The sequence below is a fragment of the Primorskyibacter flagellatus genome, from assembly GCF_014638275.1.
GTDB lineage: Bacteria > Pseudomonadota > Alphaproteobacteria > Rhodobacterales > Rhodobacteraceae > Pseudooceanicola > Pseudooceanicola flagellatus_A.
Genome location: NZ_BMFJ01000001.1, coordinates 2,583,394 through 2,608,279 on the forward strand (window position 1 = coordinate 2,583,394; position 24,886 = coordinate 2,608,279).

A 24,886-nucleotide genomic window follows, 5' to 3' on the forward strand; every position below is an offset into this window, starting at 1 on the left:
GGTCGCAGCAGGTCCGCGTCAGAAGCTGAAGCCGACCCCGACGTTCAGGGCATTGGTGAAGATGCGGGTTTCCATCGACCCGCCGCCCGTCAGGTCCGCCTTGTTCTGCGAGGCAGTGAACTGATATTCGCCGAAGACGGACCACTTTTCGTTGATCTCGTACTTGGCGCCGGCGGTCACGCGCGCGGCAGGGCCGGTGTACTGGTAGCCGAAGGTGCGGTTGGTGCCCTCTGTCACGTCGACATGGGGCACGGCGATGCCGACACCGCCGATCACGTAGGGCGTCACCGCCCCGCCCCAGAGCCCCGGCCAACGTTTCGCGACGTTGGCGGTAAGGATGTTCAGACCGTCGGTGAATTCCAGCCGGGTGAAACCCGCGGGCATCTCGGCATTCGGGGCGTAGACCTTGTTGTGGCTGAACTCGAGCCCGTAGCCGATGTTGTTCTGCTGCCACCAGGTGCCGCGCAGGCCATAGTAGGGCGGAGCTTCGAAGCTCTTGCCCTGCCAGCCGATCAGGTTGTCGAAGGCCGTGCCGCCCGAGGACGCGCCCCGGTTGCCCTTGACCCGGCTGTGCGGCGCGGTCTGGTAACCGGTATAAAAGCTGAGCTCGATCTCGGCCGCGGCGGGCGCGGCAGAGAGGGCGGTGAGGCCAAGCGACAGGGCCGCGATGGTTTTCGGGAAGGCTTTCAACACGATCCGGGCTTTCAGTGGTCCACGGCTAGATATAACCTGCCTACACGTTCATCAAGAGAGGCTCAAGCGCGACAGATGATCGCCCCCCTGCCGGACATTCCATTGTATGCTGGACGGGGCGAAAAACCGCCGTTAAACACCGCCTCGGACCGGCAGAGCGCGTGCGCTCGGCCCCAAGATTCATATCTGGCCCGACGGGGCCTAAGGATGGAGCAAACCTCGTGTCCCACGCAGAAGACCACGAAGGCACCCGGAGGGACTTCCTCTATTACGCCACAGCCGGCGCAGGTGCCGTCGCAACCGGGGCGGCCGTCTGGCCGCTTGTGAACCAGATGAACCCCTCCGCCGATGTGCAGGCGCTCGCCTCCATCCGGGTGGACGTGTCGGGCATCGAGCCGGGGACACAGCTGACGGTCAAGTTCCTGGGCAAGCCGGTCTTCATCCGTCACCGGACCGAGGACGAGATCGCGGCGGCCAATGACGTGGACGTCAGCACCCTGCCCGATCCGGATGCCCGCAACGCCAACATCGACGCCGGTTCGCCCGCCACGGACACCAACCGCGCGCTCAAGCCCGAAGGCGAAGAAACCGAGGAATGGCTGGTCATGATGGGCGTGTGCACGCACCTCGGCTGCGTTCCGCTCGGCAACGGCGCCGGTGACTTCGGCGGGTGGTTCTGCCCCTGCCACGGATCGCACTACGATACCGCGGGCCGCATCCGCAAAGGCCCCGCGCCGCAGAACCTGCCCGTTCCGACCGCCCGTTTCGAGGGCACAGAGATCGTTCTGGGCTGAGGGAGAGAACACACATGTCCGGCATTCCCCACGATCATTACGAACCGAAGACCAAGGGCGAGAAGTGGCTCCACTCCCGCCTGCCGGTGCTCGGCCTGCTGTATGATACCCTCTTCATCCCGACGCCCAAGAACCTGAACTGGTGGTGGATCTGGGGCATCGTCCTCGCGTTCTGCCTGGCGCTGCAGATCGTCACCGGAATCGTCCTGGTGATGCATTACACGCCGCATGTCGACATGGCCTTCGCCTCGGTCGAACACATCATGCGCGACGTGCGCGGCGGGCACATGCTGCGCTACCTGCATGCCAACGGCGCCTCGCTGTTCTTCTTCGCCGTCTACATCCACATCTTCCGCGGCCTGTTCTACGGGTCCTACAAGGCCCCGCGCGAAATCACCTGGATCGTCGGCATGATCATCTATCTGCTGATGATGGCCACCGGCTTCATGGGCTACGTGCTGCCCTGGGGTCAGATGTCCTTCTGGGGCGCGACGGTGATCACCGGCCTGTTCGGCGCGATTCCCTTCATCGGCGAGACGCTGCAGACCTTCCTTCTGGGCGGGCCGGCCGTGGACAACGCCACGCTTAACCGGTTCTTCTCGCTCCACTACCTGCTGCCCTTCGTGATCGCGGGCCTCGTGATCGTGCACATCTGGGCGTTCCACTCCACGGGCAACAACAACCCGACCGGGGTGCCGGTCCGTACCGGATCGAAGGAAGAGGCGGAGAAGGACACCCTGCCCTTCTGGCCCTACTTCGTGATCAAGGACCTCGTCGGCCTGGCGATCGTTCTGGTGGTGTTCTTCGCGGTTGTCGGCTTCATGCCGAACTACCTCGGCCACCCGGACAACTATATCGAGGCGAACCCGCTCGCGACCCCCGCGCACATCGTGCCCGAATGGTACTTCCTGCCGTTCTACGCGATCCTGCGTGCCTTCACTGGCGACGTCTGGATCGTGATGTTCCTCAGCTGGATCACCGGCGGGATCATCGACGCCAAGTTCTTCGGCGTGCTGGCGATGTTCGGCGCGATCGCGGTGATGGCGCTGACGCCCTGGCTCGACACCTCCTCGGTGCGGTCGGGCCGGTTCCGGCCGATGTTCAAGTGGTGGTTCTACCTGCTGCTGATCGACTTCGTCGTCCTGATGTGGTGTGGCGCGATGCCGGCGGAACCGCCGTACTCGACCATCTCGCTGATCGGCGCGACCTACTGGTTCGCCTACTTCCTCGTGATCCTGCCGCTGCTTGGCGTGATCGAGAAGCCGCTGCCGCAACCGGCGACGATCGAGGATGACTTCAACGCGCATTACTCCAAGCACGGCGGCACCAAGACCGTCGGCAGCCCTGCCGAATAAGGAAAGGTCAGAGAACATGATCCGCAAGCTCACTCTCTCTGCCCTCGCAGCTCTGGCGCTTGGCGCCGGGGCGGCCCACGCGGCGGGTGACGAGGCCCACATTCACGACGTGGACTTCTCCTTCGAGGGTCCCTTCGGGGCCTTCGACCAGATGCAGCTGCAGCGCGGGCTGCAGGTCTACACGGAGGTCTGCTCGGCCTGCCACGGCCTGCGCTACGTGCCGATCCGCACACTCGGCGACGAGGGCGGCCCCGGGCTGCCCGAAGACCAGGTGCGCGCCTATGCGTCGCAGAACTTCGAAACCTTCGATCCGGAACTGGACGATACCCGCCCGGCGACCCCGGCGGACCATTTCCCGGCCTCCAACCTGGAAAACGCGCCCGACCTGTCGCTGATGGCAAAGGCCCGGGCCGGGTTCCACGGGCCCTACGGACTGGGCATCAACCAGTTCTTCCAGGGCATCGGCGGACCGGAGTACATCGTCAACATCCTGACGGGCTACACCGGCGAGACCAAGGAAGAGGCGGGGACGACCTACTACGGCAACAAGGCCTTCCCCGGTGGCTGGATCGCCATGGCCCCGCCGCTGTCGGACGACCAGGTGACCTTTGCCGACGGCCATGCCGCCGACGTGCACCACATGGCCGAGGACGCCGCCGCCTTCCTGATGTGGGCCGCGGAGCCGCACATGATGGCGCGCAAGCATGCCGGTTTCGTGGCGGTGCTGTTCCTGGCGATCCTGACCGTTCTGCTCTACCTGACGAACAAACGGCTCTGGGCGCCCCATAAGGGCAAGAAGCACGCCTGATCCTTCCGGAACGATTGCGATACCAAAAACCCCGCCGCATCGGCGGGGTTTTTATTTGCGGGTCTGAACCCCTTCCCACACCTCTCCCGAAACGGGGAGCGGGCGTCCCGGGCGCACCGCAGACGCTCCCCTCCCCCTGCAAGAGTGAGGGAGAGGGAGCCCACGGGAAGGGCGAGGAAGTGGGACCAGCGGCGTTCGGCTTAGCCGAGGTAAGACCGCAGCGACTCCGGCGGGTCCGCAAAGAGGGCTCCTGTCGCCACAGGCGCCTCCGCCCTGCCCTCCGCCACGACCGCGGTCAGCCCGGCCATGCGCCGCGCATCCTCCGGATCATGGGTCACCATGATGAGTGTCGCGCCAGCCTCCTCCGCCACCTCGCCGACAAGGTCCAGCATCTCGCGCCGGAGCGCGGGGCCTAGGGCGGAGAAGGGTTCGTCCAGCAGCAGCAGCGGTCTCTGCATGACCAGCACTCGGGCCAGCGCGGCGCGGCTCTGCTGCCCGCCGGAAAGCTGGGCGGGGCGGCGATCCTCCAGTCCGGTCAGCCCGACGCGGGAGAGCGCGTTCGTCACGGCGCCGCGGTCCTCATCGGTCAGGCGCAGGTCGGGTCTCAGGCCGAGGCCGACGTTGCGGGCCACGGAAAGGTGCGGGAACAGGTTGCCGTCCTGGAACAGCATGGCCACGGGGCGTTTTCCGGGCGGCAGCGGGGCGAGGTCCTCTCCCCGCCACAGGACCCGGCCGGAGGCGGGCGCTAGGAATCCGGAAATGGCGGCGAGAAGGGTCGATTTCCCCGCGCCGGAGGGTCCAATCAACGCCAGCCGCGCGCCGGCAGGCAGCGACCAGTCGGCGGTCATACCGAAGTCGCCCTGACGGAGGGTCAGGTTTTCAAGCGTCAGCATGGCGGCCGATCCTGTCGAAAAGGGCAAAGATGCCAAAGCTGAGCGCCACCAGCAACAGCGAGGCGGCCGCAGCCGTCTCCATCCGGTAGGCGCCCATGAGGCGGTAGATCTGCAGCGGAAGTGTCGCGGCATCGGGCGGCGGGAAAAGCGCGATCACGCCGAGGTCCCCCATGGACAGCGCCGCCGCCAGCCCCGCGGCGAAGCCCAGGGGGCGGCGCAGGCGGGGCAGGATCAGGCAGCGCAGGCGGGACCAGCCGGTCAGGTTCAGGCTGTCGGCGAGACGACCCCAGTCGGCCTCTGCCGCGCGCAGGTCGGGGGACAGGGATCGCAGCACGAACGGCAGGGCGGAGGCCGCGTTGACCACGGCGGTGATGGCGAGGACATGATTGCCGGGATAGGTGAAGGGGCGCAGCAGCAGGAACAGCCCGGTGCCGAGCACGAGGGCACTGGCCGCGTGTGTCATCATGCCGATGCTCTCGATCCCGTTCCGACGCGGCAGAGCGAGCGCGAGGCCAAGCAGCACAGACAGGGCCGCCGAGGCCAATGCGACGCCGACGGAGATCAGCGCGGCGGTCCAGATCACCGGCGGCATGTCGGTCAGGCTGCCCGCGCCCTGCGTCAGCAGCATGAGGATCGGCAGGGCGACGAAGACCGTGGTGGCGATCAGCACGGCGGCATCCTGCAGGCGCAGCAAGGGCGAGACCGGCGCGAACACGACCATCCGGTCCAGCCCGGCGCCCGGCCCTTCGGACCGCGACAGGGACAGCGCGGCGGCGGCGGCGAAGGTGACGATGACCAGTTGCAGGGCCGCCAGCGTCGCCGCCTTGCCGAGGTCGAAGTCGAAGGTGAAGGCCTGATAGATGGCGAGTTCTATCGTGGTTGCCGCCGGTCCTCCGCCCAGGATCAGCACGACGGCGAAGCTGGACAGGCAGATGGCAAAGACCACGGCGAGGATGCCGGGGATGCGGGCGCGCAGCATCGGCCATTCGATCAGGCGGAAGACCGTCGCCGGGGGCAGGTCCAGCTGCGCGGCAAGGCGCAGGCGTTCGCCGGGGATTGCCCGCCAGCCGTCCAGCAGCAACCGCACCGCGAGCGGCAGGTTGAAGAAGACATGGGCAAGCAGGACCCCGTGCAGGCCGAAGATGTCGATTGGTCCGCTGCCAACTGCCTCCAACGCGCGGTTGACCAGACCATTGCGTCCGAAGATCGCCAGCAGCCCGGCGATGGCCGCGATGACCGGCAGGATGAAAGGCGCCCCCATGAGCAGGATCAGCGCGTCCCGTCCCGGAAAGCGGCGGCGGGCCAGCGCGCGGGCGACGGGGATCGCCAGCAGCGCGCTGAACAGCGCCGAAAGGGCCGCCTGCAGGACGGTGAAGCGCAGGGCCGACCAGTCGGCGGGCGTCGGCCAGCCCGCGCCCCCGGCACGCCACAGCACGGCGACAAGGGGGGCGAGGACAAGCACGGCGACCGCGAGGGCCGCCGCGCCGCCGATCCTCAGCGCGAGAGAGCCGCGCGCCATTCTTCCAGCGCCGCGTCACGGGTCGCGGGGACCTCTTCGGGCGCGATCAGGAGGGACTGGTCCGGCTGAATGAGCGATCCGAACCCTTCCGGCAGACCATTTTCCGGCATCACCGCGGGATACATCCAGTTGGTCGTCGGGATCACCGACTGCGCCGCATCCGAGACGAGGTAGGCGAGGAACTGTTTCGCCAGATCCGGCTGGTCGGTGCCCGCGACCATCCCGGCGACTTCGATCTGCATGTAGTGGCCTTCCTCGAAGGGCAGGGCGACCTTGGACTGATCCTCCTCCGCGATGATGTGATATGCGGGCGAGGTGGTGTAGGAGAGGACGAGATCGGCCTCCCCGTCGAGGAACATTCCGTAGGCTTCCGACCAGCCGGGGGTGACGGTGACGATGTTGTCCTTCAGCGCGGACCACAGCTCCCCTGCCTCCTCACCGTAGGCGTATTTCACCCAGAGCAGCAGGCCGAGCCCGGGGGTGGAGGAGCGCGGGTCTTGGATCACCACACGCAGGTCGCTGTCGGCGAGGTCCCGGAAGGTCTTCGGCGCAGCGGCGCCGGCGTTGCCGACAAAGGCGAAATAGCCCCAGTCGAAGGGGACGAAGGTGTCGTCCGTCCAGTCCACCGGCAGGTCGAACTCTGCCGAGACGCCGTGCGGGGCGAAGAGGCCGGTGTCGGCGGCGGCGGCGGTCAGATTGGTGTCGAGACCGAGCACCACGTCGGCCTGCGTCCCCTCCCCCTCAAGCCGCAGGCGCGAGAGCAGCGCGGCGCCGTCACCCGCGGTGACCCACTGGAGGTCGCAGCCGCAGTCGGCCTCGAACCCCTGTTCGATCTGCGGGCCCGGCCCCCATTCGGTGGCAAAGCTGTCGTAGGTGTAGATGGTGAGCACGGGTGTCTCGGCCACGGCCTGCGTGGCGAGGATCACACCCGTGGCGGCGATGAGATGCTTCATGGCATCCTCCTCTCTGCTACGGGGCGAAAGGAGGAATGCGGGTGGTGCCCGCGTGACCTTCCCTCCGCCGGTTCTAACCGGTTCAGGTTCTACGGGTTCGCTGGATTGCATCTCAGCCCTTGCGGGCACCCCGAGGTGAGGCCGACGGTAGTGCGGGCGCGGGGGGATGGCAAGGGGGCGCCGTTCGGGGGCGCTGCCCCCCTTGGCCTGCGGCCAATTCCCCCCGGGATATTTCGGGCAAGATGAAAGGGCGGCCTGCCTCGGGCCGCCCTTCGTTTTCAGTGGGGCCGGGCGTATTGGGCGAGGTCGCGTTCCGCCGTTTCGTCCATGTCGAGATCGTCGTCGTCCATCACGCCCGCGTCGGGGTCGTTGAAGACGGCCATGTCGATCTTGCCCTCCTGCTTGCCCACGATGGTGGAGACGACCGCGTCGCCTGTGATGTTCACCGCCGTGCGGATCATGTCCATCAGGCGGTCGACGCCGAGGATCAGGGCGATGCCCTCGATCGGCAGCCCGACCTGGCCGAGCACCATGGTCAGCATGACGAGGCCGACGCCGGGGACCCCTGCCGTGCCAATGGAGGCGAGCACCGCCATGGCGATGACGGTGATGTAGCCGCCTAGGCCAAGGTCGATGCCGTAGACATTGGCGAGGAAGACCGTCGCCACGCCCTGCATGATCGCCGTGCCGTCCATGTTGATCGTCGCACCGAAAGGCACGCAGAAGGACGCGACGGAGTTGTCGACGCCGATCCGCTTGGTCACGGAGCGGAGCGTGACCGGGATGGTGGCGTTCGACGATGCCGTGGAGAAAGCGAAGATCTGGGCCGGGCGCATCTTCTTCATGAAGGTGAAGGGATCGAGGCCCGAGAAGACCTTGAGGATGATCATCAGGGTCACGAAAAGATGCAGGAACAGCGCCGCCACCAGCGTGAGCACATAGGCGAGCACGGGGCCGAAGAGTTCGATGCCCTGTTCGGTGAAGGTCTTGCAGATCAGGCAGAAAACGCCGATCGGGGCGAAGGCCATGACGATGGTGACGACCTTCATCATCACCTCGTTCATGTATTCGCAGGCCTCGATGAAGGGTTTCGACTTTCCGCCCAGCATCAGCACGGCGACGCCGAGGATCACGGTGTAGAAGATGACCTGAAGCATGTCGCCATTGGCGAAGGCGGCCACCGGATTGGTCGGAACGATGGCGGCGAAGACATCCCAGACAGCCGGGGCGTCCTTGCCCTCGATCCCCGAGGTATCCACGCCCGCCATGTCGAAGCCCACACCGGGCCCGACGACAAGGGCCAGCAGGATGGCGATGGAGATCGCGAGGCCGGTGGTGAAGATGTAGAGCACAAGCGAACGCCCGCCGACACGGCCAAGCACGCGGATGTCCCCGATGCCCGTCACGCCGCAGATGAGCGAGAAGAAGACCAGCGGAACGACCAGCATCTTCAGCGCATTGACGAACATCTTGCCGATCATGGCGAATAGCCCGCCGACGATGTGGGTGTTGATGAATGCGCTGTCGATCATGTTGAAGACGACGCCGAGGACGAGCCCCGCCGCCATGCCGATCAAAACCTTGACGGTCAGGGAGGTCTTCCCGCCTCCGTCCGGGGTTGTGGCTGCTTCGGCCATTTTCTCTCTCCTGCTGGTTGTGTGACGCCAGTGTGACACCTGTTTCCCGGATCTCTCAGGCCTAATTGGGTTTTTGGGGCGAATTGGTCGCGAAAAGCCGGAATTGCGCCTCCGAGAGGGATCCGTTAGTCGGTTCGGGACGTTCTCCGAAAGGCCTTTGCCATGTCTCTCAACAGCTTCGGTCATCTGTTCCGGGTCGCCACCTGGGGCGAAAGCCACGGCCCCGCGCTTGGCGCGACGGTGGATGGCTGCCCTCCGGGCGTGGCGGTGGACGAGGCGATGATCCAGCACTGGCTGGACCGGCGGAAACCGGGGCAGAACCGCTACACCACGCAGCGGCAGGAGGCGGATCAGGTGGAGATCCTTTCGGGCGTGTTCGAGGGGAAGACAACCGGCACGCCGGTGCAGCTGATGATCCGCAACACCGACCAGCGGTCGAAGGACTATTCGGAGATCGCGGAAAAATTCCGCCCTGGCCATGCCGATATCACCTACTGGCAGAAATACGGCATCCGGGACTATCGTGGAGGCGGCCGGTCCTCGGCCCGGGAAACCGCGGCCCGGGTGGCGGCCGGCGGGCTGGCGCGGGCGGCCCTTGCGGCGCTGGCACCGGAGGTGAGGATCACCGGCTACATGGTCCAGATGGGGCCGCACCGGATCGATCGGGACCGGTTCGACATGGGCGAGGTCGAGCGGAATTCGTTCTGGGTGCCGGATGCAAAGGCGGCGGAGGACTGGGCGGGATACCTCGACGGTCTCCGCAAGTCGGGCAATTCCGTCGGCGCGGTCATCGAAGTGGTCGCGTCCGGGGTGCCGGCGGGTCTGGGCGCGCCGATCTACGGCAAGCTGGACACGGACCTCGCGGCGGCGATGATGTCGATCAACGCGGTCAAGGGGGTCGAGATCGGCGAAGGCATGGCAGCGGCGGAACTGACCGGCGAGGCGAATGCGGACGAGATTTTCCCCGGAAACGACGGCAAGCCGGTCTATTCGTCGAACCATGCCGGCGGGATCCTCGGCGGGATCTCTACCGGGCAGGACGTCGTGGTGCGGTTCGCGGTCAAGCCGACCTCGTCGATCCTGAAGCCGCGACAGACCATCACCAAGGCGGGACAGGCGACGGAGATCATCACCAAGGGGCGTCACGATCCCTGTGTCGGCATCCGGGCCGTGCCCGTGGGAGAGGCGATGATGGCCTGCGTGATCCTCGACCACCTGCTGCTGCATCGCGGGCAGATCGGCGATGCCGGGGGGCGGATCGGGTAGCGACCTTGCTGGGCGTCCTCTCCATCACGCTGCCCGTCTTTGCGGTCATGGCCGTTGGCTATGTCGCCGTTCGCTACGGGCCGCTGACCTCTGTCACCATGAAATCGCTCGGCGAATTTACCCTGCTGGTCACGCTGCCCTTCGCCCTGTTCACCGCCGTATCGACCCGCAGCTTCGCGGAGGTGGTCAACCCGTCGTACCTGCTGACGCTGGCGGCGGGCGGACTGGCGGCGCAGTTGCTGATGTGGGTGATCGTGCGATTGCAGTCGGTCGGGCCGAAGCGGCGGGCGCTGGCGGTTCTTTCCTCGGCAACGCCGAATACCGCGTTCCTTGGGTTCCCGATCTACCTCATGGTCATTCCGGAGCACGCCGGGCCCGTCCTCGCGATGAACCTGCTGATCGAGAACGTGCTGCTGAACCCGATCGGGCTGATCCTGCTTGGACGGGCGGAGTCGGAGGGAGAGGTCTCCCCGCTGCGGCTCATGGGCCGGATCGGGCTTTCGGTGATCCGCCGGCCGCTGATCATCGGGCTGATGGCCGGGTTTGCGCTGGTCTTGCTGGGCGTGACGCCTCCGGACGGGGTGATCCGGTTCACCGGGCTGCTCGGGCAGGCGGCGGCGCCGATTGCGCTGGTCGTGGTCGGGGGGACGCTGGTCGGGCTGAACCTGAAGGGCGATCTGGGCCTCGCGTCGCAGATGGCTCTGGTCAAGCTGCTGGTTCATCCGGCGCTGGTGATCGGGGCGCTGGCGCTGCTGACCGGCGCGGGGCTGGTCCAGATGGGGCCCGAGCTGCGGACGGGGCTGATCCTGACTGCCTGCCTGCCGACCTTTTCGACGCTGGTGCTGTTCGCGCAGGAGGCTGGGCACGAGGGGCTGGCCTCGATCGCGCTGATGCTCTGCACCTGCCTGTCCTTCGTGACGGTAAACCTGGCGCTACTGCTGCTCGCCGGTTGACCGAATCTTTACCCCGTCCTGTCAAGCTCGTCCCATCCCGGAACGGAGGATGCGGATGCCACGCACAGCCGAACACCGGGCCCTTGGAACAGGGCTCACCTTTGTCGCCGTCATCGCGGGCACGCTTGCCTGGTCGATGGGATGGTTCCCGCTACCTACGTCGCCACCTTTTCACCGGCCCTCTTCCGGCCTTGCTGCGGAGACCCCGGTCCTGAGCACGCCACCTGAGGTCACGGTTTCGCGACTCGTACCGGCGAGGGTGCCGGACGGGTGAGACAATCTCCCAGGCCAAAAAGTCCGACAGAGCCGGTTGAGCGTGTGCTTCCAGTCCGGCGGGTGCAGTTGCCGGTATTCTCGCACTGGTCGGCGCTGACGACCGACGTTCGGCTCAGGCGGTGGCGGCGCTCAGCGCGGTGTCGAGCAGGGCCTTGATCTGGTCCTCTCCGGTCTCCGCCACGAGGCGGCCCAGCTCTGCATCGCCCTTGAGCACGACTAGGGTGGACCGACGGGGGATTTTCAGGCCGCGGGTGAAGTCGGCTTTTCCGTAGGTGTCCCAGTCGACATTGACGAAGGTGATCGCGGTTTCATAAGCGGGATTGGCGGCCTTGAGCTTGGTCAGAACCCTCTCCTGCGCGGCGCATGTGGTGCACCAGCTGGCCTTGAAGTCGACAAAGACGGTACGTCCCTCGGCCAGCATCTTTTCGACCACACCGGGGGCGTAGTCCACGGGCGCTGCGGTCGCGACCTGCGGGAGGGCAATCCCGGCAGCAGCGGCGGTCAGGAGAAAATCTCGGCGGTACATGAGAGGTCCTTTCGGTTCATGGCGGGTGTAAGGTCGGACGTCTGGCGGGTTCAAGGCCGGAAAATAGTTGTGTTTCAGATCGGATACGCAGCGAGAGTCATGCCGGATGAAAGGCGGTGGCGGGCCGAGGCCGGAGTCGGTGCTGCTCGGCCCCTGCCCTTTGCGCAGGGCCGCGTATATGCCACCGCCCGGCCATCACAGGGACACGGAGAGGTCGAGGAGCCAGGCGGGCAGGACCTGAAGCGCCCAGACCTCGGCGAGGTGGTGCAGGCGGAACAGGATGGCGAGGCCGGTCGCCAAGAAGATCGCGCCGAGCAGTGGACGGGACAGGGTCGCGATGCGTCGCATCAGCGTCTGGTGGCGCATCAGCGTCGCCCGGGCCCCATAGCCGAGCGCAAGGATGAGGGTGGAGACACCGGCGGCGAAGGCCAGCATGATCGCGGAGGCCCACCACAGGGACTCGCCCTGGCTGGCGAGGGAGATCGCGCCGCCGAGGGTCGGGCCGACGCAGGGGCTCCAGACTGCGCCAAGCAACAGGCCGCCGAGGAACTGACCGCCCGCGCCGCGGGTTTCGATCCCGGCGATGCGGCTGTCGGCCCCGGCTGCAACGCCCGCGGTGGCGGTCGAGAAGGCCATGGAGAACCGCGGCACCAGCAGGACGGCACCGAAGGCGATCATCATGACAGCCCCGGCGCGCGCAATCGTGTCCGCATCCAGCCCGAGGGCGTAGCCGAAGCCTGCCACGAGGATCCCGAGCGTGACGAAGCTGACCGACATGCCGGCCGCCAGTGCCGCCGGTCCGCGCGGGCTGGCCTGCAGGGCGGAGCCGAGCACGATCGGCAGGACCGGCAGCACGCAGGGATTTATCAGGGTCAGCAGTCCCGCGAGGTATCCGAACACCAGTTCCATGGCCAGCAGGCTTGCCCGCCACGAGGCGCCCCGTCACCTGACGAAGCCGTGAGCCCGGTCACGTCCGCGTCGGACAATGTTTCAGATTCGCGGACCCGGGGCGGGACCGGGCCGCGCAGGCACGGCCCCCGGCTGCTTGGCGATCTGCACCGCGAGAATGCCGAGCGCGATCACCACGGCCCCCACGATGTCGAGAAGGGAGACGGCCTCTCCCAGGACCAGCGCGGCGATGACCACCCCGAAGAAGGGGTTGAGGAAATGGTAGGTCGCCGCCCGGACCGCCCCGATCCGGTTGACCAGAACGAACCATGTCAGCGTCGCCAGCAGGCCGGGGATCAGGGTGGTGTAAAGGAAAGCGAGGACGAGGCGGAGGGACCAGGTGACCTCCCACGTTTCGAAGACCAGCGCGGCGACGGTCAGCGCGGCGCTGCCGACCAGCATCTGAAGCCCGACGATCATCAGCAGGTTGCCGCCCCCGCTGGCGGTCCTGACGGACAGGGTGGCCACGGTCAGCGCCAGCGTTCCGACGATGCAGGCGGCGATGCCGACAGGGTCCGCGCCTCCGGTCAGGCGGCTGCCCATGATGAGCGCGACGCCCCCGATGCCGAGGACGAGGCCGAGGATCGCGAGGGGGCGCAGCCGGTCTCCCAGGACCAGCCATCCCGCGAGACCGACGAAAAGGGGCATGGCGGCGGCGACGATGGCAGCGAGAGAGGCCTCGACTGTCTGCATGGCGAAGAAGAACAGCCCGAGGTAGAGCGCGTTCTGACAGATGCCGAAAATGAAGGTCGACCGCCACTGCGGCCGGGTCAGGTGCCAAGTCTGGCCCATGGCACGGGCGATGACGACACCAAGCACGCCGGAGAGCAGGAACCGTAGGGCAAGCGCGGTGAGCGGCGGCGCCTCTGTCACGATCATCCGGGCCGAGGTGAAGGCCGACGACCACATGAAGGCAAAGGCCAGTCCAAGCCCGAGCGCGCGCAGATCCATCGTGATGTCCCTTTCCGGGCGCCCCAAAGGACAAGGGCCGCCGTTTTCGGGCGACCCTTTCGAATTCCGTTGCCGAGGGCAAGGGCGGACCGGTGACGGTCCTTGCAAGATCAGGCGTTCACGCTGTCCTTCAGCGCCTTCGCGATGGTGACCTTGACGACCTTGTCGGCCGGTTTGGAGATCTGTTCGTTGGTGGCGGGGTTGCGCACCATGCGCTCGGGGCGCTCACGGCAGTAGAACTTGCCCACGCCGGGGATTGCGACGGCACCACCGCCGGCCACTTCCTTGGTGATCACCGATGCCAGCGCGTCGAGTGCTGCGGTTGCGGACTTCTTGTCCGATCCCAGCTCATCGGCCAGAGCGGCCACCAGTTGGGTCTTCGTCAGAGGTTTTGCCATTTCTGGTCTCCTTGGTAGTGCCCGATCAGTTGGGCTTGGTGTCAGGCATTTAACCGGATGTAGTGGAACGACACAAGAAATTGTAAAGCCGTTTGCCCCTTAAAAAGCAGGATTCTCGCGTTTTTTGGCTCACAGGAAGGCCGTTTCGTCGAAAGATCTGAGTTTTCGGCTGTGGATTCGCTCCAGAGGCATGTCGCGAAGCTTCTCCATCGCGCGAATCCCTATCATCAGATGGCGCGAAACCTGTGTCTTGTAGAAGTCGCTGGCCATGCCCGGAAGCTTCAGTTCGCCATGCAGCGGCTTGTCCGAAACGCACAGGAGCGTGCCGTAGGGGACCCGGAAGCGGAAGCCGTTTGCGGCGATTGTGGCGGACTCCATATCTAGTGCCACCGCGCGGGACTGGGACAGTCTCTGAACCGGGCCGGAGGTCTCGCGCAGTTCCCAGTTCCGGTTGTCGAGGCTGGCGACGGTGCCCGTCCGCATGATCCGCTTGAGGTCATAGCCTTCCAGCTGGGTCTCGGCCTCCACCGCCTCTTCCAGCGCGATCTGGATTTCGGCCAGCGCGGGGATCGGCACCCAGACCGGGAGGTCGTCGTCCAGAACCTTGTCCTCGCGCAGGTAGGCGTGGGCCAGGACGAAGTCACCGAGGGACTGGGTGTTCCTGAGCCCGGCGCAGTGCCCGACCATGAGCCAGGCATGGGGACGCAGCACGGCGATGTGGTCCGTCGCGGTCTTGGCGTTGGAGGGGCCGACGCCGATGTTGACCAGCGTGATACCCGCGCCACCTGGCCGTTTCAGGTGGTAGGTCGGCATCTGCGGCATCCGGGGCGAGGGCGGCAGGTCGCCAAGGGGATCGGTGATCTCCGCGTTGCCGGTCGAGACGAACGACGTGTAGCCCGAGGATTTGTCGGCCAGCATCCGGCGGGCGTAGGATTCGAACTCCGACACGTAGAACTGGTAGTTGGTGAACAGCACGTGGTTCTGGAAATGGGCCGGGTCGGTCGCCGTGTAATGCGCGAGCCGGGCGAGCGAATAGTCGACCCGTTGCGCGGTAAACGGGGCCAGCGGCTGCGGTTCGCCGGGCAGCGTGATGTGGGTGCCGTTGACGATATGATCGTTGGTGGTGTTAAGGTCTGGAACGTCGAAGACGTCGCGCAGGGGGAAATCCGCCGCGCCCTCCTGCGGGATTGTGACGTCGTCATTGCGGGCGACGGCGAAGTGCACCGGCATAGGCGTGTCGGACATGCCGACCGTCACCGGGACCTCGTGATTTTCCAGCAGCAGGCCGATCTGCTGTTCGAGGTAATGGCGGAACATGTCGGGCCGGGTGATCGTCGCCGCGTAGGTTCCGGGTGCGGGCACGTGACCGAAGGCAAGGCGGCTGTCGACGTGAGAGAAGGTCGTCGTGGTGATCCGGACCTCGGGGTAGAAGGCGCGGACGCGGCCCTCCGGCCGACCGTCGCGCAGGGCCCGGTTGAAGGCGTCCTGCAGAAATCCGGCTGAAAGATCGTAAAGCTCGTTCAGGCGATCCACGGCGGCGCGGGCGTCCCGGAAGGCTTCGGGCGCGGGGGCGTCGGGGGTCAGGATGGTCATTCGGCTCTCCGGTCCTTTCCGGTCATCTGTTGCCGCAGATGACCGGGAAGGCAAGGGGGCCGTACCGTCAAATAAGGCCTTCGGCGCGGAACAGGGCCTTGAGATCGGTCTCGGGCCGGGCGCCGTAATGCGAAATCACCTCGGCCGCGGCGACACAGCCCATGCGGCCGGAGGTGGCGAGATCGGCGCCGGTGGCCAGCCCGTAGAGGAAGCCGGCGGCGAACTGGTCCCCTGCCCCGGTGGCGTCAACCGGCGTGACCATCTTCACGGGGGCGGAGGCATGGTCGTTGCCCTGCACCAGCACGACGTCATGGCCCGACCGCGTGCAGACGATCAGCCCGGAGTCCCCGGCGGCCTTTTCCAGCGCGGTGGACAGGTCGTCGGTCTGGTAGAGCGACTTCCATTCGTGTTCGTTGCCGATCACGTAGTCGAGTTCCTTCACCAGTTTGCGGAAGTCGTCGCGGTGGCGATCCACGCAGAAGGGATCGGACAGCGCGATCCCCGCCTTGCCGCCGGCGGAGCGGGTCAGACGCGCGGCGGTTTCGAAGGCCTTCTTGCCACCGTCCTTGTCGTAGAGATAGCCCTCGAGGAAGAGGATGCGCGCCTCGTTGCAGACCTCTTCCGGCACATCGGCGGGGCCGACGTTGGAGGAGATGCCGAGGTAGGTGTTCATCGACCTCTCCCCGTCCTTGGAGACGAATATCATGGAGCGGGAGGACGGCAGTTCGCCGCCCTTCACCGGATCGTTGGGGCAGTCCGTTCCGGCGGCGCGGGTTTCCTCGACATAGGCGCGGCCGATCTCGTCATCGCACACCTTGCCGATGAAGGCGGTCTTCAGGCCGAGGTTGCCGCAGCCCGCCATGGTGTTGGCGACCGAACCGCCGGGAACGCGGCGGTGCGTACCCATGGCAGAGAAGAGCATGTCGGAACGCTCCATCTCGATCAGCTGCATGATGCCTTTCTGGATCCCCATTTCGGTCAGGAAGCTGTCCTCCACCGGGGCAATCATGTCCATCACGGCATTGCCGATCGCGATGACGTCATATTTCACAGGGTCTTCTCCTCGTATTCGCAAAGATCGCGGATGATACAGGCCGCGCATTTCGGTTTTCTTGCCACGCAGGTATAGCGTCCGTGCAGGATCAGCCAGTGATGGGCGTGGCGCTGGTATTCCGCCGGAACGTTATCCTCGATGGCGCGCTCCACCGCATCCACGTCCCGGCCCGGCGCGATGCCCGACCGGTTGCCGACGCGAAAGATATGGGTGTCGACCGCCTGCGCCGGGTGGCCCCACCACATGTTCAGCACCACGTTCGCGGTCTTGCGCCCGACCCCCGGCAGGGACTGGAGCGCGGCGCGGGAGGAAGGGACCTCTCCGCCGTACTCGTCCACGAGGATGCGGGCGGTCTTCATGACGTTCTTAGCCTTCTGGCGGTAGAGGCCGATGGTCTTGATATGTTCAAGCAGCCCTTCTTCGCCGAGGGCGAGCATCTTTTCCGGCGTATCCGCGATCCGGAACAGTGCGCGGGTGGCCTTGTTCACGCCGGCATCGGTCGCCTGGGCCGACAGGGCGACGGCGACGACGAGGGTATAGGCGTTGACATGCTCAAGCTCTCCCTTCGGTTCGGGTTCGGCCGCGTGGAAGCGGTGGAAGATCTCCTGAAGGGTCCGATAGGGCAGTTGCTTGGCCATGGCGGGCGTTATTGCGTGGAAAACAGGGGCGGGCAAGCGGTTGGACGGGCATGTGCCCCTGACTGAGCCTTTGACCATGCGGGTGTGCCAAGAGAAACACCTCCGAAACCGCCGCCCTGACCCCGCGATGCGCGGCTCTGCTATCCGCAGGTTCCGGGTCGCGCGGGCGGCAGGGTGGCACTAGATTGGGCCCGAAAGGATCACCGCCATGCAGACCGATACCGAACAGGGCTACCACTACCACGTCATCCGCCGCGCGATCGAAGAGATCGACGCCGCGGACGCCCCCCTGTCGCTGGACGCGCTGGCAGGCCGGATGGGAATGAGCCCGGCGCATTTCCAGCGTGTCTTCTCGGCCTGGGTCGGGGTCAGTCCGAAACGGTTCCAGCAATACCTCGCCCTTGGCCATGCCAAGGCATTGCTGGCGGAACGGTTCTCTACTCTGGAAGCGGCGGCAGGGGCCGGTCTTTCGGGCGGCGGGCGGCTGCACGACCTGTTCCTGAGGTGGGAGGCGATGAGCCCCGGCGATTTCGCGAAGGGCGGCGCGGGGCTGACGATCTGTTACGGCTGGCTCGAGTCGCCATTCGGGGAGGCGCTGGTGATGGGGACGGACAAGGGGCTCTGCGGGATCGGGTTCGTCGGAGAGGCGGGGCGGGACGCGGTATGGACGGATCTTGCCGGGCGCTGGCCGGCCGCCACGCTGATCGAGGACCCGGAGGCGCTGCGCCCTTGGGCGGAAGCCGCCTTCGGACGGACGGGCGAAACCCGTCTGCACATGATCGGCGCCCCGTTCCAGATCAAGGTGTGGGAGGCGCTGCTGCGCATCCCCTCGGGGCAGGTCACGACCTATGGCGAAATCGCGAAGAGCATCGGATCGCCCAAAGCCGTCCGCGCAGTCGGTACCGCGGTCGGGCGCAACCCGGTCAGTTGGCTGATCCCCTGCCACCGTGCCATACGTTCGACCGGGGGTCTGGGCGGTTACCACTGGGGTCTGCCGGTCAAACGCGCCATGCTGGCCTGGGAATCCGCGCGCGCCGAGGGCATCGCGGCGGAGTAGGCCGCACATCGGCGGCGAACCGCTTGGAACTTTTTCGTGATCCGAATGGTTTTGACTAAGTCGCCGGAATATCCGTTCCTGCGCACCTGTGTGAACGACCTATTGAGGCACTTTATGACCCCGACCCTTTCCGCGCCCGCCGGCCGCCGCGTGACCCGCCCGCTGCTTGCGCTGACCGCCACCGCCCTGCTGCTGACAACCGCCTGCACCGAAACGCAGATGAACGACGGCCAGCAGAACACCCGCGCCGGGGTTGCCGGCGGTGCCGCCCTCGGTGCCCTGACCGGGGCCATCGTGTCCAAGGACAAGGGCAAGGGCGCGATCATCGGGGCCACCGTCGGTGCAATCGCCGGGGGAACCTACGGCAGCTATCTCGACAAGCAGGAAGCGGCGCTGCGCGGCCAGCTTGGCAGCAACGTGCAGATCGTGAACACCGGCGACCGGCTGATCGTAACCATGCCGCAGGACATCCTGTTCGCCACCGACAGCGCCTCGCTTCGTCCTGACCTGACCGGAGACCTTGTGGCCGTGGCGCGCAGCCTGAACGAATATCCCGCGACAACCGTGCAGGTGGTCGGCCACACCGACAACACCGGTGCCGCGGCCTACAACCAGCAGCTGTCGGCGCGCCGGGCGAACACCGTCGCCTCCGTGCTGATCCAGAACGGCGTGTCCGCAGGGCGCGTGCAGTCCTTCGGGCGGGGCGAAGACCAGCCGCGCGCATCCAACCTGACGCCGGAAGGCCGGGCGCAGAACCGCCGGGTGGAAATCGTCATCCTGCCGACCGGCTGACCGGCTGACCTGCCGCCAACGGACCGCGCAGCCTGTATACACCCCGCCACAATCCGTGGCGGGGTTTTTGTTTTCATTCATAAATTTCTGGTACGGTGACCGCAATCTAAACGCAATGTCCCCATAGTAAGGACAAAGCCCCCCGGTACACAGGCATTGTCCGGAGACCAAATACAGTGCCAACGCAGTCGCTCTACTTCTTCGATCTCTCGTATATCTCGACGGATGATCCGGACGGGTTCAGCAACAATGGCGGCTACCAGTTCGACCTCAATGTCAACACCGTGACCATCGCGCCGGGCGCGACGGAGACCCCGCTTTCGGTCGACGACGACGATACCTTTTTCGACGACGACGACCTCGGGCAGACGCTGAACGGGCCGCATACCCTGAACGGAACCGGCTATCCCTCGGGCACGATCATCGAATCCGAGTACGTCCTGACCGTCCGCGACAGCGACAACAACGACTACACCCTGCAGTTCATCTCGGTGAACAATGACGCCTTCGACATCGTCGGCTTTGTCATCCAGGGACCGAACCCGCCGTTCGGTGAGGCGCTGACGATCGTCGGGCGGGCCGACAACACGACCGGCACCCATTCCTACGCGACCTCCTCTCCTGCCTGTTTCGCGCCGAACGCCCGGATCGAGACGCCGCGCGGGCATGTGCGGGCGGGGCAACTGCGCGCGGGCGACGAGGTCTGCCTGGCCGACGGCGGTGTGGCGCGGGTGGCACTGGTGCTGAAAAGCCGGGCAGAGGACACGGAGGATCCGGATCGCTGGCCGGTCCGCATCCGAGCCGATGCGCTCGGTCCCGGATGCCCAAAAAACGATGTCGTCCTGTCGCCGCAGCACCGGGTCTACGTGCCGGCGCTGCAGGCGCTGGTGCCCGCGCGGGCGCTGACCTTCCTGCCACGGGTCGGTCCCGTGAAGGACGGGTCGGTGCGCAAACTGGTTCACATCGTGCTGCGGACACATGAGGTGCTGGTAGCCGACGGAATGCCCTGCGAAAGCTTCTGGCCCGGCGCCATGGCGCTGGCGCAGTTGCCGGAGGCCTCACGCCATAGGGTTGCCGCGATCATGGGCCCGGCGCCGGAGCGCGCGGCGCCCTTCCTGAAGGTCCGGCAGGCCATCGCGGCGCTTGGCGATCCGGATGCGCAACCGGCGTCCGGCGCGCTGGCCGCCTGACGGTCAGGACCCCCGGTAGGTCGAAAAGCTGAACGGCGAAAGGAGGAGCGGCACGTGATAATGCGCTTCCGGATCGGACATGCCGAAGCGGATCGGGATGAGGTCGAGGAACAGCGGATCCGCTCCCGCCTGGCCCGTCGCGCGCAGGTAGTCGCCCGCGTGGAACAGCAGTTCGTATGTGCCGGTACGGAAGGCAGAGGCGGGCAGCACCGGCCCCTCCGTCCGCCCGTCGGCATCGGTCACGGTGTCGGCCAGCAGGGTGCGGTCGTCGCCGTCGATCCGGTGCAGCGTCAGCCGCATGCCCTCGGCCGGGCAGCCGCGCGCTGCATCCAGCACATGAGTGGAAAGGTAGCCTTCGGGCATCGCGGGTCTCCGGATTTGGTCTTGCGCCTCGGTGGATTGCGGCATGAGATTGCCCCGCACCCCGGAAGGAGACAAGCCCATGACCCGTTATCCGCGCAATCTGATCGGCTATGGCCCGACGCCTCCGGATGCGGCGTGGCCGGGCGGGGCGAAGATCGCGCTGTCCTTCGTGCTGAATTACGAAGAGGGCGGGGAGAACAATATCCTGCATGGCGATCCGGCGTCCGAGGCCTTCCTGTCCGAGATCATCGGCGCGGTGCCCTTCCAGGGGCAACGGCACTGGAACATGGAGTCGATCTACGAATATGGCGCGCGGGCGGGGTTCTGGCGGCTCCACCGGCTGTTCAGCCGGCTCGGGGTTCCGATCACCGTCTACGGCGTGGCCGAGGCGCTGGCCCGCAGCCCCGAACAGGTTGAGGCGATGCAGGCTGCGGAGTGGGAGATCGCCTCACACGGGCTCAAGTGGATCGAACACAAGGAGATGACCGAGGCGGAGGAGCGTCGCCAGATGGCCGAGGCCGTGCGCCTGCATGAAGAGGTCACCGGCGCGCGCCCGACCGGCTGGTACACCGGGCGCTGTTCGATGAACACCGTGCGCCTGGCGGCGGAAATGGGGTTCGACTGGGTATCGGACGCGATCGACGACGACCTGCCCTACTGGCTGGAGGTCGAGGGCACGGACCGGCATCAGCTGGTCATTCCCTATACGATGGACGCCAATGACATGCGGTTCGCGGTCCCCGCCGGGTTTTCGACCGGGGAGGAATTCTTCACCTACCTCAAGGATTCCTTCGACTGCCTGTATCGGGAGGGTCAGGAAGGCTCGGCCAAGATGATGTCCATCGGCATGCATTGCCGACTGCTTGGCAGGCCGGGGCGGATCGAGGGGCTGCGGCGGTTCCTCGACTACGCGCGTGGCCATGACGGCGTTTGGTTCGCCACGCGGGAGGATATCGCGCGGCACTGGTCTTATGCGCATCCGCCGGCGACGCGGGCGATGGTGCCCTCGCGGATGGAGCGGGACGCGTTCGTCGCGGCCTTCGGGTCGGTCTACGAGCATTCGCCCTGGGTGGCAGAGCGTGCCTTCGCGCTGGAGCTTGGCCCGGCCCATGACCGCCCGGCGGGGCTGGCAAATGCCATGGCGCGGGTCTTCCGGACGGCGACGGAGGAAGAGCGGCTTGCGGTGCTCGTGGCCCACCCCGACCTAGCCGGCAAGCTCGCGGCAGCGAAACGGCTGACCGCGGAAAGCACGGCGGAGCAGGCCTCTGCCGGGCTGGACGCGCTGACGGATGCGGAACGCGCCGCCTTCGAGGCGCACAACACGGCCTATACGGAAAAGTTCGGTTTCCCCTTCATCATCGCGGTGAAAGACAATACGAAGCAGTCGATCATGGCCGCCTTCGAAACCCGGCTGGCCCATGACCGCGCCACGGAGTTCGCCGCCGCCTGCGGCCAGGTCGAACGGATCGCGTGGCACAGGCTGAGGGATCTGCTGGCTTGACGACCGAATACTACACGCCCCATGGCGGACTGCCCGGACAGGGCGAAGAACTTTACGCCCCGGCGCGGTTCACCCCCGCCTACGCGATCATACCGGCCGCCTGCATGAGCGATATCGTGACCTCGGCCCTGCCGGGGTGGGGCAACACGCGGGCCTGGATCCTTGCCCGGCCGCTGTCGGGTTTTGCCGAGACCTTCGCGCAGCTGATCGTGGAGGTCGGCGTGGGCGGCGGATCGAACGATCCGGAACCGTCGAAACGGGGCGAGGGCGTGATCTTCGTCACCGACGGGATCCTGACCCTGCGGGTGGAAGGGGCGGAGCATCGGCTGACGCCCGGCGGCTACGCCTACCTTCCGCCGGGCTGCCAGTGGCAGGTGCGCAACCAGACGGATCATACGGTCAGCTTTCACTGGATCCGCAAGCGCTACATTCCCGCGCCCGGCACCGCCGCGCCCCTGCCCTTCGTCACACATGACCGGCTGCACGACCCGGTGGCCATGCCCGAGACAGAGGGCAAGTGGGCGACGACGCGGTTTGTCGACCCGCTGGACATGCGCCACGACATGCACGTCAACATCGTGACCTTCCAGCCGGGCGGGCGCATTCCCTTTGCCGAGACGCATGTGATGGAACATGGGCTTTACGTGCTGTCGGGCACCGGGCGCTACCTGCTGAATACCGACTGGGTCGATGTCGGACCGGGCGATTTCATGTGGTTGCGCGCCTTCTGCCCGCAGGCCTGTGTGGCGACGGGCAACGCGCCGTTCCGCTATCTGCTTTACAAGGACGTGAACCGGCATCCGAGGCTCGGGATCACATGATCCGGGCGCGTCCCCTCACGGCCGGGGCCTTTGCACCCTTCGGCGACGTGCTGGAGTGCGGGCCGGGAGAGGTGCGGGCGATCAATGCCGGGATGTGCGACCGGTTCCACGACCGGGCGCGGATGGATTTCGGCCCCGGCGGGCGGGCGGGGATCAGCCTGTTCCGCGCGAAACCCCGCGCCCTGCCCTATCGCTGCGATCTGCTGGAGCGGCATCCGGAGGGGTCGCAGGCCTTCATCCCGATGTCGGAGGCCCCCTGGCTTGTCATCGTTGCGCCCGACGACGGCGGGCGACCCGGCGTGCCACTCGCCTTTCTGCCCGCGCCCGGACAGGGCGTGAACCTGCTGCGCAACACCTGGCACGGGGTGCTTACGCCTTTGGCAGAACCGGGGCTGTTCGCGGTGATCGACCGGATCGGGGATACCGCGAACCTGGAAGAATGCTTCCTTGATGAGGCTTTCACTGTAACCTCCTGAGCCAGCCCCTCCGGTCAGAGGGGGGCGCAACGGACAGGACGGGACAATGACGGACACATCACTCGGGACGCCGGAACAGCTTCGCGACCCCAACTATATGCCCCCCATAGGCAAGGCGGTGCCGCTTGGCATTCAGCACGTGCTGGCGATGTTCGCGTCCAACGTCACACCGGCGATCATTGTTGCGGGGGCTGCGGGGTTCGGCTTCGGGTCGGATCAGGGGGCGCTCGGCTTTCCGGACATGACCTACATGATCCAGATGGCGATGCTCTTCGCCGGGATCGCCACGCTGTTCCAGTCCATCGGCTTCGGCCCCGTCGGGGCGCGGCTGCCGATCGTGCAGGGGACGTCTTTCGCGTTCCTGCCGGTGATGATCCCCGCGGTCGCGGGCGGCGGACCCGAGGCAATGGGCGGGCTGATGACCGGCGTGGTCATCGGCGGGATTTTCCACTTCTGCCTCGGCACCTTCATCGGGAAACTGCGCTTTGCGCTGCCGCCGCTGGTCACGGGGCTGATCGTCCTGATGATCGGGCTGGCGCTGCTGAAGGTCGGGATTCAATACGCCGCCGGGGGTGTTCCGCTGCTTGGCAAGCCGGAGTTCGGGTCGCTCGCCATGTGGTTTCCGGCACTGGTGGTGATCGTGGTCTCGCTGGCGCTGAGCTTCTTCGCGAAGGGGCTCTTGTCGGTTGCGGCGGTGCTGGTCGGGCTGGTCGCGGGTTATGTCGTGGCGTTGCTCATGGGGCAGGTGAATTTCGCGAACGTGGGCCGGGCGGCCCTGTTCGACCTGCCGATGCCGTTCAAGTGGGGCCTTGATTTCAACGCGGCGATCATCCTCGGCATGTGCTTCATGGCGGTAATCTCGGCCATCGAGACGGTCGGCGACGTGTCGGGGATCACCAAGGGCGGCGCGGGGCGCGAGGCAACGGATACGGAGATTTCGGGCGCGACCTTCGCGGACGGGCTGGGCACGGCGGTGGCAGGGATCTTCGGCGGGCTGCCCAACACCTCGTTCAGCCAGAATGTCGGCCTGATCTCCATGACCAAGGTGATGAGCCGGGGGGTCGTCACCATCGGCGCGATCTTCCTGATTGTCTGCGGGCTGGTGCCGAAATTCGGCGCCATCGTGTCGACCATCCCGATCAACGTGCTGGGCGGGGCGGTCATCGTCATGTTCGGCATGGTGGCGGCGGCCGGGGTGACGATGCTGTCCGACGTGACGTGGACCCGGCGCAACATGGTGATCTTCGCAATTTCCCTGTCGGTCGGGTTCGGGCTGCAACTGGAGCCGACGGCCTTGCAGCACCTGCCGAACACCGCGCAGATCCTGCTGACCTCGGGCCTGCTGCCCGCGGCGGGTCTGTCGATTGCGCTGAACCTGCTGCTGCCCGACGATCTGGAGTAGGCACGGGTGCGGGGTGCCGGGCTGAGGGC

25 protein-coding genes and 1 riboswitch are annotated in these 24,886 nt (G+C 66.4%); of the genes, 12 read left to right on the forward strand and 13 right to left on the reverse strand.

Translation table 11 applies throughout. The annotated features are described in order from the left end of the window. Positions 1–18 precede the first annotated feature (18 nt). Positions 19–693 (reverse strand): outer membrane protein, encoded by a 675-nt coding sequence (locus IEV87_RS12765; RefSeq protein ID WP_188478044.1) that lies wholly within the window; start codon positions 691–693, stop codon positions 19–21. 221 nt (positions 694–914) lie between these two features. Here IEV87_RS12765 and petA point away from each other — a divergent pair, with 221 nt between their 5' ends. Genes petA through IEV87_RS12780 form a run of 3 tightly spaced genes read left to right on the forward strand, consistent with a single transcriptional unit; the run spans position 915 to position 3,650 of the window. Further along, entirely contained in the window at positions 915–1,487 is a 573-nt protein-coding gene (gene petA, locus IEV87_RS12770) for a ubiquinol-cytochrome c reductase iron-sulfur subunit (RefSeq protein WP_188478045.1), read from the forward strand. Between the two features lie 14 nt (positions 1,488–1,501). Then, positions 1,502–2,842, forward strand: a complete 1,341-nt coding sequence (gene petB / locus IEV87_RS12775) for a cytochrome b (RefSeq protein WP_188478046.1) — start codon at positions 1,502–1,504, stop codon at positions 2,840–2,842. Between the two features lie 16 nt (positions 2,843–2,858). Further along, positions 2,859–3,650: a cytochrome c1 gene (locus IEV87_RS12780; RefSeq protein ID WP_188478047.1), complete on the forward strand. Its 792-nt coding sequence runs from the start codon at positions 2,859–2,861 to the stop codon at positions 3,648–3,650. 200 nt (positions 3,651–3,850) lie between these two features. Here the strand turns inward: IEV87_RS12780 and IEV87_RS12785 are convergent, their stop codons facing one another. The 4 genes from IEV87_RS12785 to IEV87_RS12800 all read right to left on the reverse strand — a co-directional run bounded on the left by IEV87_RS12785 (position 3,851) and on the right by IEV87_RS12800 (position 8,652). Further along, on the reverse strand, positions 3,851–4,543 hold the full coding sequence (locus IEV87_RS12785; protein ID WP_188478048.1) for a thiamine ABC transporter ATP-binding protein: 693 nt from the start codon (positions 4,541–4,543) through the stop codon (positions 3,851–3,853). Further along, entirely contained in the window at positions 4,530–6,062 is a 1,533-nt protein-coding gene (locus IEV87_RS12790; protein ID WP_188478049.1) for a thiamine/thiamine pyrophosphate ABC transporter permease ThiP, read from the reverse strand. Before IEV87_RS12790 ends, IEV87_RS12785 begins: the two co-directional genes overlap by 14 nt. Next, positions 6,038–7,015, reverse strand: a complete 978-nt coding sequence (gene thiB / locus IEV87_RS12795) for a thiamine ABC transporter substrate binding subunit (RefSeq protein ID WP_188478050.1) — start codon at positions 7,013–7,015, stop codon at positions 6,038–6,040. The genes IEV87_RS12790 and thiB overlap by 25 nt, the downstream gene beginning before the upstream one ends. 42 nt (positions 7,016–7,057) lie before the next feature. After that, positions 7,058–7,158, reverse strand: a riboswitch (TPP riboswitch). A gap of 135 nt (positions 7,159–7,293) precedes the next feature. Next, on the reverse strand, positions 7,294–8,652 hold the full coding sequence (locus tag IEV87_RS12800) for a dicarboxylate/amino acid:cation symporter (protein ID WP_188478051.1): 1,359 nt from the start codon (positions 8,650–8,652) through the stop codon (positions 7,294–7,296). Positions 8,653–8,814: 162 nt separating this feature from the next. Between IEV87_RS12800 and aroC the strand changes: the two genes are divergently transcribed. After that, complete coding sequence (aroC, locus tag IEV87_RS12805) at positions 8,815–9,918, forward strand: chorismate synthase (RefSeq protein ID WP_188478052.1); 1,104 nt, start codon at positions 8,815–8,817, stop codon at positions 9,916–9,918. Positions 9,919–9,923: 5 nt separating this feature from the next. Then, positions 9,924–10,871 carry an AEC family transporter gene (locus IEV87_RS12810; RefSeq protein WP_188478053.1) on the forward strand — a complete coding sequence of 316 codons (948 nt, stop codon included), beginning with the start codon at positions 9,924–9,926 and terminating at the stop codon, positions 10,869–10,871. Positions 10,872–11,259: 388 nt separating this feature from the next. Here the strand turns inward: IEV87_RS12810 and IEV87_RS12815 are convergent, their stop codons facing one another. The 7 genes from IEV87_RS12815 to nth all read right to left on the reverse strand — a co-directional run bounded on the left by IEV87_RS12815 (position 11,260) and on the right by nth (position 17,255). Further along, positions 11,260–11,673 carry a thioredoxin family protein gene (locus tag IEV87_RS12815; RefSeq protein WP_188478054.1) on the reverse strand — a complete coding sequence of 138 codons (414 nt, stop codon included), beginning with the start codon at positions 11,671–11,673 and terminating at the stop codon, positions 11,260–11,262. Positions 11,674–11,868: 195 nt separating this feature from the next. Further along, the gene (locus IEV87_RS12820; RefSeq protein ID WP_188478055.1) at positions 11,869–12,582 is read right to left on the reverse strand and encodes a cytochrome c biogenesis CcdA family protein; all 714 of its coding nucleotides are present in this window, start codon (positions 12,580–12,582) and stop codon (positions 11,869–11,871) included. 81 nt (positions 12,583–12,663) lie between these two features. Next, positions 12,664–13,572 (reverse strand): DMT family transporter, encoded by a 909-nt coding sequence (locus tag IEV87_RS12825; protein ID WP_188478056.1) that lies wholly within the window; start codon positions 13,570–13,572, stop codon positions 12,664–12,666. Between the two features lie 110 nt (positions 13,573–13,682). Then, positions 13,683–13,970: an HU family DNA-binding protein gene (locus tag IEV87_RS12830; protein WP_188478057.1), complete on the reverse strand. Its 288-nt coding sequence runs from the start codon at positions 13,968–13,970 to the stop codon at positions 13,683–13,685. 129 nt (positions 13,971–14,099) lie between these two features. Beyond that, on the reverse strand, positions 14,100–15,563 hold the full coding sequence (locus IEV87_RS12835; RefSeq protein ID WP_188478058.1) for an AMP nucleosidase: 1,464 nt from the start codon (positions 15,561–15,563) through the stop codon (positions 14,100–14,102). 67 nt (positions 15,564–15,630) lie between these two features. Next, positions 15,631–16,578 carry an adenosine kinase gene (locus IEV87_RS12840; protein ID WP_229737635.1) on the reverse strand — a complete coding sequence of 316 codons (948 nt, stop codon included), beginning with the start codon at positions 16,576–16,578 and terminating at the stop codon, positions 15,631–15,633. Positions 16,579–16,610: 32 nt separating this feature from the next. Beyond that, positions 16,611–17,255: an endonuclease III gene (nth, locus tag IEV87_RS12845; RefSeq protein WP_188478060.1), complete on the reverse strand. Its 645-nt coding sequence runs from the start codon at positions 17,253–17,255 to the stop codon at positions 16,611–16,613. A 208-nt stretch (positions 17,256–17,463) separates the two neighbouring features. Here nth and IEV87_RS12850 point away from each other — a divergent pair, with 208 nt between their 5' ends. The 3 genes from IEV87_RS12850 (at position 17,464) to IEV87_RS12860 (ending at position 20,294) form a co-directional block, all read left to right on the forward strand. Further along, positions 17,464–18,312 (forward strand): bifunctional helix-turn-helix domain-containing protein/methylated-DNA--[protein]-cysteine S-methyltransferase, encoded by an 849-nt coding sequence (locus IEV87_RS12850; RefSeq protein ID WP_188478061.1) that lies wholly within the window; start codon positions 17,464–17,466, stop codon positions 18,310–18,312. 114 nt (positions 18,313–18,426) lie between these two features. Further along, positions 18,427–19,104 (forward strand): OmpA family protein, encoded by a 678-nt coding sequence (locus IEV87_RS12855; RefSeq protein ID WP_188478062.1) that lies wholly within the window; start codon positions 18,427–18,429, stop codon positions 19,102–19,104. A 176-nt stretch (positions 19,105–19,280) separates the two neighbouring features. Then, on the forward strand, positions 19,281–20,294 hold the full coding sequence (locus tag IEV87_RS12860) for a Hint domain-containing protein (protein ID WP_188478063.1): 1,014 nt from the start codon (positions 19,281–19,283) through the stop codon (positions 20,292–20,294). Positions 20,295–20,297: 3 nt separating this feature from the next. Here the strand turns inward: IEV87_RS12860 and uraH are convergent, their stop codons facing one another. Then, positions 20,298–20,657, reverse strand: a complete 360-nt coding sequence (gene uraH, locus IEV87_RS12865) for a hydroxyisourate hydrolase (RefSeq protein WP_188478064.1) — start codon at positions 20,655–20,657, stop codon at positions 20,298–20,300. Positions 20,658–20,736: 79 nt separating this feature from the next. Here uraH and puuE point away from each other — a divergent pair, with 79 nt between their 5' ends. Genes puuE through IEV87_RS12885 form a run of 4 tightly spaced genes read left to right on the forward strand, consistent with a single transcriptional unit; the run spans position 20,737 to position 24,857 of the window. Continuing rightward, a complete protein-coding gene (puuE, locus tag IEV87_RS12870; RefSeq protein ID WP_188478065.1) occupies positions 20,737–22,158 on the forward strand; it encodes an allantoinase PuuE in 1,422 nt (473 codons plus the stop codon). Continuing rightward, positions 22,155–22,979, forward strand: a complete 825-nt coding sequence (locus IEV87_RS12875) for a bifunctional allantoicase/(S)-ureidoglycine aminohydrolase (RefSeq protein ID WP_188478066.1) — start codon at positions 22,155–22,157, stop codon at positions 22,977–22,979. The genes puuE and IEV87_RS12875 overlap by 4 nt, the downstream gene beginning before the upstream one ends. After that, the gene (locus IEV87_RS12880; RefSeq protein WP_188478067.1) at positions 22,976–23,455 is read left to right on the forward strand and encodes an ureidoglycolate lyase; all 480 of its coding nucleotides are present in this window, start codon (positions 22,976–22,978) and stop codon (positions 23,453–23,455) included. Before IEV87_RS12875 ends, IEV87_RS12880 begins: the two co-directional genes overlap by 4 nt. Positions 23,456–23,501: 46 nt before the next feature. Continuing rightward, positions 23,502–24,857 carry a uracil-xanthine permease family protein gene (locus tag IEV87_RS12885; RefSeq protein WP_188478068.1) on the forward strand — a complete coding sequence of 452 codons (1,356 nt, stop codon included), beginning with the start codon at positions 23,502–23,504 and terminating at the stop codon, positions 24,855–24,857. The last annotated feature ends 29 nt before the right edge of the window (positions 24,858–24,886 follow it).